Below are 7,701 nucleotides of genomic sequence, written 5' to 3'. Positions count from 1 at the left end.
ATACCTTGCGAACTCAAGAGAGTTGGAAAAAGAATCAGCGCAAATGTACCAAATAGCTGAAGCGGCAGCTTTTCGAGCTTAAGAATAAACTGAAGGGATAGAAAGAGCCATGCAAAGCGCAGCAAATACAGTGCAATTTGCATTTCAAAAAAATTTTCCTTGATCAGGCTACCAAAGAAGAGATAGCCAAAAGGACCGAAGGTAAAAATGACATCCTTGCCCCATATCATTCGCTCCACGTGCGCTTTGGTCAGCGCAAATTGCCAGGATGGGTCTAATCCTGTGTTTACTGCTGGTACACCAGGTACTAAAAGCAGACTGAATAGAGCCGCCAACAAAACCAGTAGCGCAGTTCTTCTAACAGGTGAATTGAACAGATTTTGTTTGAGTCGCATTAGGGAGCTTACCTCACGAAGAACCAGAAGACTTATTGGGAAATGTGGGTTTTCGTCAACCTTTCCTCTCAACCCCTCCTCAATATATGCTGCTGGGTAATTCGGAAGGCTTGACTGCGGTCGGTATCAAAAGCCCAGGCTTCAATCACCAGATCCTGCTGCTTGGGCAATCGCCTGATTGGGAATGAAGTACTCCACCCCGCATACCGATATCGATCGTCTCTTAATGCGTTTGCCACAGCGGGCGTAGGGTGTCGGACAGAAGCGATCGCTAACAGCACTGACCTCTGAGCAGCGTTTCGATAAGTGATAAGCACGGAATCTGCGGGTTTGTGGTGTTGGGGCAAAGCAGCCCACCCAGAGGCATCAAAGGTATTTCGACCCTTGGGCGTGACTGACAGGAACTCTCCGTAGGCTGCCGATTCCCGTGAAGTTGCGGGTGCAAGGGCTGCGATGTTATTGACCTTGACGATCGGCGGTGACAAAAAACCTGCTTTATTCAAATCTTGTGCAAACTGTTTGATTAACCTCGGAGGTCCAGGATTGAGATATTGAGTAATGCAGTTATTAGGCACAAACCGGATGAAGGTTAAACAAGTCTTCGCAAACAGCCTATCCCTTTGAACCGAGGTCACTGCGGAAGACGCATCGATGGAAGTCGCAAGGTTCAGACTAAAACAAATTGCGATTAAACAAGTCAGGGAGTTGTGCAGAATATCGCGACTGGTTTGCTCACTCAGTTGCCACAGACCATAAAATTTGTTCTCTTTAATATCCTTGGAGACGATCGCCAGTAATGCGATTACAGCAATCACTAAGTAAATAGAAATCGTTGTGTAGCGGGAGGACAGTGCTTGTTCTACTCCAGATCCGGATCGAGCTAGCGTCGCCATCATCGCACTGAGAATGGAGTAAGCCCCCAGTGCCAACCACACAAAAGCCTGCTTCAGAAATTTCCGCCAATGTAAGACAGTGTATAAGCAGGCAAAAACGTAGAGCGCAACTAGAACATAGCCAGCTACTATAGCAAATGCCGGATTTCCGACCCCTAAAGGTGATCCCAAGAAAGCAAAGGGGTAGCTAAGAACAATTGAACTTTTATTAGCTGTAGAAGAACTAACAGAACTTTGATAGCCGCTAAGATAGGCTGCTATGTTTAATGAGAAGCAGATCAGCCATATCGGGATTACAGCCGAAAATAAAGTTTTTCTTTTCACGCCCTCCGCTGAAAGCAGAATCACTGGCAGCAAAACCAACCAGGAAAGTGCTCCGGCTGCCACAGAAAATGTGCTGACGGTAGCTAGAACAATGCATAACAGTAGCCTAACCCAAAAATTTACCTTTAATTGCGTGATCAGTAGGGAGAGTACAAGGCAGACGATCGGCATTAGAAACGTAATCTGGAACCCCCACAACCAGCACTTATATTGGATTGGAGAAAAAATTAGGACATTCGACAGAAACGTTAGAAAAAAGGAAAGGATTAGATTTTGAGTGACCGTTCGTCTAAACAGGAAGTAAACGCTTAAAGATGCAATACAAGCTAGCAATAAAATAAACAGCATCTCATACTTGACATTCCAGTTCGTCAAGGTTGCGAGTGCCAAAAACACTAATTTGGGAAAAAAGATGCGGTGTTCGTTATGTTGAGCAAGCAAGTCTTGAATTGACAGATCACCTTCAGCTTGCTTAACCAGTAGCCTTGCAACTCCCCACTGGTCCCAGTAGGGGACATCCACGCCATACTGCAAGATGAATAAACCCATGAAGACCGCAGGCGCAATCGCGAGCAGCAAAGCCAGGATCTTCCACAACTGATCGCTAGCGATCGGGAGCTGCGTCTTGTTCAGCATATAAAGAAGAAGGATGTACTCAACTTAGAGCCGCGCTGCCTGTGCTGTGTAAATATCTTCCAGGATGTTCCGCAAACTATACTTGTACTGCCATTTAGGATAGTGAGACTGAAACTTCCTCACATCGGAGATATACCAGATGTGATCGCCCGATCGATTGTCATCGGTGTACCCATAATTCAGCTTTTTGCCGGACAGTTCCTCACAGATACCGATCGCCTCTAACATCGAGCAGTTGCTATGGCGTGAACCGCCAATATTATAGACCTCACCGCTTCTGGGATTCTGATAGAAATGATAGAAAGCGTTGACCAGATCGTAGCTGTGAATATTGTCGCGAACCTGCTTGCCCCGGTAGCCAAAGATGGTGTAGGTCTCGCCCGTCACCGTGCATTTCATCAGGTATGCTAGAAAGCCATGCAGCTTTGCTCCAGAGTGCGCCGGACCCGTCAGGCAACCGCCCCGGAAACTGGCAGTCTTCATATCAAAATATCTGCCGTACTCCTGCACCAACACATCTGCTGCCACCTTTGAAGCCCCAAATAGAGAATGCTTCGATTGATCGATCGACATCGACTCATCAATGCCAATGAAATAGGGATGATCTTCAGCAATTTCCCATCGAGTTTCCTGTTCGATTAGCGGCAAGAAATTAGGCGTATCGCCATAAACTTTATTCGTTGAAGTAAAAATAAATACGGCATTTGGGCAATACTGACGAGTCGCTTCCAGTAGCACCAGCGTCCCATTTGCGTTCACGGTGAAGTCGGTATGGGGTTCACTGGCGGCCCAATCGTGAGACGGCTGAGCAGCAGTATGAATGATCAAGCTAATGTCTGCAGAAAATTCTTTGAAAATGGCTTCGATCGCCCCCTGATCGCGAATATCAGCATCGTAATGGTGGTACCGATCGCCGTAGGTTTCCTTCAAAAGATTGCGGTTCCAGCCTGTCGAAGCCGCCTCACCAAAGAAGTACGATCGCATATCGTTATCAATGCCAACGACATTAAATCCAAGGTGGGCAAAAAAGCGAACGGATTCCGAACCAATGAGTCCCGCTGAACCAGTTACAACCACTGTAGACATATCGCACCACACTCCAGAACTGAGAGATTGAAACGATGGAATTGATTGATTTAGAGAAATGAACGCTTCCAGGCAAATTGGCTCGCTTAATTTAGCCGCTTAATAAGGCTTCGAGGCAATCACAAACATCTGTCCGCCCAGGAACCGCCAGAGAATTGGCAGTTTTAAATAAATCTGAAGCAGTAGCGGTGCAGAAGGTCTGCCTTTAGTTGAGAAGGGTAGAAAACGGGGAATCATCAAATCAACCGAAAATCCGATCGCCTTTAAAACTTCGTTGAGCGAACCGTCTGTGATCGGTAGGTGATGGTCAATAAAGTCATAGTACTCTTTGAAGGAATACTTGAAATTCGGCTGAACCACAATCAGCTTGCCTTTCGAACTGAGCCGATTAAAGCAGAAAGAAAGCACCTCGATCAGCTCTTCTTTCGTTTGCAGGTGCTCAAAGAAATTGGAGACAAAAATAACGTCGAAATAGTCACGCGGCACGAGGCGATCGCTTTCTGGAGCCAGAATATTAACGTGCAAAACTTTGACATTGGGTGCGGCAAACTCCTGAGAATCAGGATTGAGATCAATCAGCACCTTTTCCCTTGCTTTAACCTGATTAATAAACTCGCAGTAGCCGCCGCCAATATCTAAAACGATCGCATGGGGACTAATATATCTCTGAATAAAGTCATCAATTAATACTTTCCAGAGAGCTTCTTTTGCTTTGCGCTGCCGAACGTCGAATCGATTCGCATAAAGCCGTTTCAGATAAATTTCTTGATCCATCATGATTGACTTGGAATAAACAGCATCCAGCAAGCATCCCGAATTGTATCTCTATCACGCCCAACTTCTAACTTAGAATTGGCTTAAGAGCCGCCTCATTGTCTTGAATCCATGCAAAAATTTGATGCAAGGTTTGCTCCGGGCTGGTCTGCGGCTGCCATCCGGTGGATTGAATCACTTTAGAAGAATCGGTAATGTAGAGCGGCACATCACCGGGACGGTTTTCAGGGACGGAGCGAATTTCGATCGAGTTTCCGGTAATCTTCTCACAAAGCTGCGTGGTTTCCAGCAAAGACAGGCTACTCTCGACGCCACCACCCACATTAAACAGGCTGCCATCTAGCTCGGAAAAATGCAGCAGCTCATACTCGACCAGATTCAGCAGGTCATTCACGCAGAGCAAATCCCGCACCTGCTTGCCCGTGCCACCGTAGCCGATGTAGCCCAACGATCGCTTGAAGTAGTGCGCTGCCATCCAGAGGACAAACACGCCCTGATCGACCTTGCCCATCTGCCAGGTTCCCGTGACCACACCGCAGCGATTGACGATCGCCGGAATGCCATAAGCGTCTCGATATTCTTCAATCAGCAGTTCCGAAGCCAGCTTAGTTGCGCCATAGAGCGATCGTGCGCCCTGGAGCGGAAAGTCTTCGCTGATGCCCCGCTCTGAAATTCCCGGTCGGGTCTGGTCAGGCGCGATAGCGAAACGAGTAGCCTGTTCGACGAGCTTAATGTCGCTGAGGGCGGCGACCGGGTAAATCCGGCTGGTGGACAGGAAGAGAACCGAAGCCTTGAGTTGTCTGGCGAGTTCAAGAATGTTAATGGTCCCAACCAGGTTGGTTTCCAACACATAGCGGGGAGAGGCAAAGCCTGCCAGCACCGAAGGTTCCGCTGAGCAGTCGATGATGGTGTCAACGGTTAGAACTGCCGAATCAAGATCGGAGGGAGAGCGAATATCGCCATGCACAAACTCAATGCCATGCTGTTTGAACCGCAGCAGGTTTAGCTCTGAGCCGCGCCGCTTTAGGTTATCGAGACAAATAATGTGCCAGTCGGGGTGACGCTGTTTGAAGCCGATCGCCAGAGAACTGCCAATAAATCCTGCCCCACCCAGAATTAAAACTCGTTCAGGCATTGAATCTTCCTACGCTAACGGGCTGCTTGCTGCGGTGATAATCTCCCCGCGACAGGTGCTTTTCTAACCAGATATAAAGCACGATAAACAGATAGCGGCTGCCCATTTCCTTGATTTTGAGCTTTGAAATTCCGGTTGTGCGGTTATACCAGCGCATGGGAATGATGCCGTAGGAGTAGCCTCGGACGATCGCCTTTAACGGCAGTTCTACAGTGAGATTAAAATGATGGCTTAGAATGGGCTGAATCCCGTCAATCACTTCTCGACGGTAGACTTTGAAAGCATTGGTTGTATCGTTGTAGCGTAGTCCAAACAGAACCTTGATAAACCAGTTTGCCAATCGATTAATGAAGAGCTTGTGGGGAGGATAATCCACGACCTTTCCGCCTTTCGAGAAGCGCGAACCAAAGACGCAGTCATATCCTTGAAACAGCAACTTATAGGCAGCAACCAGATCTTCCGGGTCGTCTGAAGCATCTGCCATCAGGATGGCAACCGCGTCACCTGAAAACTCACTTAGCCCCCGACGAACGGCAAACCCAAATCCATTCGGCGGCTCATTATTAACCCAGCGCACACTGCTGAAGGTGGCATGCAATTCACAGCAGACGGCAGGCGTGCAATCTGAGCTATTGTCATTAACGATTAGAATCTCGTGAGGAATGTTTTCTCTCTCCAGGGTTTCGACCAAGCGGCTCACTGTCCCGTACAGGCAATCTTCTTCGTTGTGAGCAGGAATTACAACTGAAAGCTTCATTACTCCCCCAATGCTCTAATCACTTACCGTTCAAATTAGCCCAGTGCAGCTATCTGTAAGCAGCTATCTATAAATGGTTCCAGCAGAATGAGTCAATTCAAATCAATTTCAAAATTAAGAACCAAGAATTTCCAGATCATATATGCAAGCTGCAAACCTGACTAGGGCTAATCCGAGCGAATTGGCTAGCGATCGGGCAAGTTTCAGAAAGCTTGGCAGGAGGTTTCTAATCTGGCGTGAACTGCTCAAGGCGACCCAAACGTGATCCCAATGCGGCTCACAGGCTAAGACTCTATTGGAATGACGCGATCGCGACTAATTTGTTCAGCTTCAGAAGCAACAGAAATCGGGTGAGGGCTGTCTAGGCATTTGCTGAAAGACGCAAGCAGGAGAGTGGTATCTTAAAATTTAGAGAATGTAATGATAAGAATGTAATTACGAGGAATACACCATGCCTCAAGCGGTTGGCGTAATTGAAACACTTGGGTTTCCGGCAGTTCTGGCAGCCGCAGATGCGATGGTGAAAGCCGGACGGGTGACGATCGTGTACTACGACATTGCCGAAAGCGGAGAACAGGTCGTCGCGATTCGGGGACCGATTTCAGAGGTGCGTCCGGCGATGGAAGCGGGCATCGAAGCGGCTGGAACTGCGCCTCCTAACGGCAAGCTGGTGACGTACTACATCGTGCCAAATCCACCCGAAAATGTTGTGGAAGTGCTACCGCTTCAATATACAGAGCGGGTCGAGGAATTTCGCTGGATGTAGGGAAATGGGCTAGGGCAGATTTGCATTCCTTATCGCTTTGATTAGACGAAAGCATCAGTGAAAGTCTATGAAAACAATTGCGATCGTGCCGACCAAAAGCCCGTAAAATATAGGGTGGCTTCACCACTCGATGACCTTAATTTGACCTTCCTTATTTGACCTCTAGGAGAAAGCGATGCCGATTGCAGTTGGCGCACTCGAAACAAAAGGATTCCCCGGAATTTTGGCAGCCGCAGACGCGATGGTCAAAGCCGGACGGGTGACACTGGTGGGCTATCAACGTTGCGGAAGTGCCCGGTTTTGCGTGATTATTCGTGGCGATGTCTCGGAAGTAAAGCAGTCAATGGCAGCAGGCATTGAGGCGGCAGGAAACTGCTTTGGCGGCTCGCTCGAATCCTGGGTGATTATCCCGCGTCCGCACGAAAACGTTGAGGTCGTTCTGCCGATCGAGTTTTCGGACTCAGTGCAGCGATTCCGCGACTCGGTTGAAGTTCCGCTGATTCCGCGGCAGACGGGCGGCTAAGATTTCAGTGCTATGTTATAACCTGCTCAAACTTGTACCTTGCAGGGCTTAATTCTAATGCTCCAGGCGCGTTCAACGAACTGGGGCAAATTTGATTTAATCCGTAATTTGATAAATTTACTCTAAGCGCATCATGTTCCTCTAGACAGATTCCTGATTTTCCTGCGATCGGCAAGATTAGGGAGTTAGCAACCCTCCGGAATGGTCTGCTTTGCACTGATTTTTCTGGTTGGTTTTTTGCTAATTTGCCTATTCCTTCTGTTTTTCCTTTTTAATCCGGCTATGTCCTTCCCTAGAGAAAGTGGAATTCTGCTGCATCCGACTTCGTTTCCCAGCCGCTTTGGAATTGGCGATTTGGGCGGTTCGGCTTACGAGTTTATCGATTTTTTGGCGCAAGCTGGACAGCGCATTT

The 7,701-nt window shown here is 48.0% G+C and carries 9 protein-coding genes; 3 read left to right on the top strand and 6 right to left on the bottom strand.

Annotation, left to right across the window (positions count from 1 at the left end):
* The 6 genes from H6F80_RS22135 to H6F80_RS22110 form a co-directional block, all read right to left on the bottom strand.
* On the bottom strand, positions 1 to 467 hold a 467-nt coding region (locus H6F80_RS22135), incomplete at its 3' end, for a hypothetical protein (protein ID WP_190793698.1).
* Positions 464 to 2,191, bottom strand: coding sequence for a hypothetical protein (locus H6F80_RS22130; protein WP_206755104.1), 1,728 nt, complete (start codon positions 2,189 to 2,191; stop codon positions 464 to 466). The genes H6F80_RS22135 and H6F80_RS22130, both read right to left, overlap by 4 nt.
* 81 nt (positions 2,192 to 2,272) lie before the next feature.
* Entirely contained in the window at positions 2,273 to 3,334 is a 1,062-nt protein-coding gene (locus tag H6F80_RS22125) for an NAD-dependent epimerase/dehydratase family protein (RefSeq protein ID WP_190793696.1), read from the bottom strand.
* Between the two features lie 99 nt (positions 3,335 to 3,433).
* Positions 3,434 to 4,111: a class I SAM-dependent methyltransferase gene (locus H6F80_RS22120; protein WP_190793695.1), complete on the bottom strand. Its 678-nt coding sequence runs from the start codon at positions 4,109 to 4,111 to the stop codon at positions 3,434 to 3,436.
* 64 nt (positions 4,112 to 4,175) lie between these two features.
* The gene (locus H6F80_RS22115; protein ID WP_190793694.1) at positions 4,176 to 5,243 is read right to left on the bottom strand and encodes an NAD-dependent epimerase/dehydratase family protein; all 1,068 of its coding nucleotides are present in this window, start codon (positions 5,241 to 5,243) and stop codon (positions 4,176 to 4,178) included.
* The gene (locus H6F80_RS22110) at positions 5,236 to 6,000 is read right to left on the bottom strand and encodes a glycosyltransferase family 2 protein (protein WP_190793693.1); all 765 of its coding nucleotides are present in this window, start codon (positions 5,998 to 6,000) and stop codon (positions 5,236 to 5,238) included. Before H6F80_RS22110 ends, H6F80_RS22115 begins: the two co-directional genes overlap by 8 nt.
* 451 nt (positions 6,001 to 6,451) lie before the next feature.
* Between H6F80_RS22110 and H6F80_RS22105 the strand changes: the two genes are divergently transcribed.
* The 3 genes from H6F80_RS22105 to H6F80_RS31415 form a co-directional block, all read left to right on the top strand.
* On the top strand, positions 6,452 to 6,766 hold the full coding sequence (locus H6F80_RS22105) for a carbon dioxide-concentrating mechanism protein CcmK (RefSeq protein ID WP_190793692.1): 315 nt from the start codon (positions 6,452 to 6,454) through the stop codon (positions 6,764 to 6,766).
* Positions 6,767 to 6,941: 175 nt separating this feature from the next.
* Complete coding sequence (locus H6F80_RS22100; RefSeq protein ID WP_190793691.1) at positions 6,942 to 7,289, top strand: carbon dioxide-concentrating mechanism protein CcmK; 348 nt, start codon at positions 6,942 to 6,944, stop codon at positions 7,287 to 7,289.
* Between the two features lie 201 nt (positions 7,290 to 7,490).
* Positions 7,491 to 7,701, top strand: a 211-nt coding sequence (locus H6F80_RS31415; protein WP_518523630.1) for a 4-alpha-glucanotransferase, incomplete at its 3' end; no start/stop codon positions are given.

This window comes from Leptolyngbya sp. FACHB-711, assembly GCF_014695615.1.
Lineage (GTDB): Bacteria > Cyanobacteriota > Cyanobacteriia > Elainellales > Elainellaceae > Leptolyngbya_A.
The sequence above is the reverse complement of the archived record's forward strand: the minus strand, read 5'-3'. Positions and strand labels throughout refer to the sequence as shown.

Coding starts and splice junctions, on each gene's coding strand:
- H6F80_RS22120 (WP_190793695.1), bottom strand. CDS start 4,111: ATGATGGATCAAGAAATTTATCTGAAACGGCTTTATGCGAATCGATTC.
- H6F80_RS22125 (WP_190793696.1), bottom strand. CDS start 3,334: ATGTCTACAGTGGTTGTAACTGGTTCAGCGGGACTCATTGGTTCGGAA.
- H6F80_RS22110 (WP_190793693.1), bottom strand. CDS start 6,000: ATGAAGCTTTCAGTTGTAATTCCTGCTCACAACGAAGAAGATTGCCTG.
- H6F80_RS22105 (WP_190793692.1), top strand. CDS start 6,452: ATGCCTCAAGCGGTTGGCGTAATTGAAACACTTGGGTTTCCGGCAGTT.
- H6F80_RS22115 (WP_190793694.1), bottom strand. CDS start 5,243: ATGCCTGAACGAGTTTTAATTCTGGGTGGGGCAGGATTTATTGGCAGT.
- H6F80_RS22100 (WP_190793691.1), top strand. CDS start 6,942: ATGCCGATTGCAGTTGGCGCACTCGAAACAAAAGGATTCCCCGGAATT.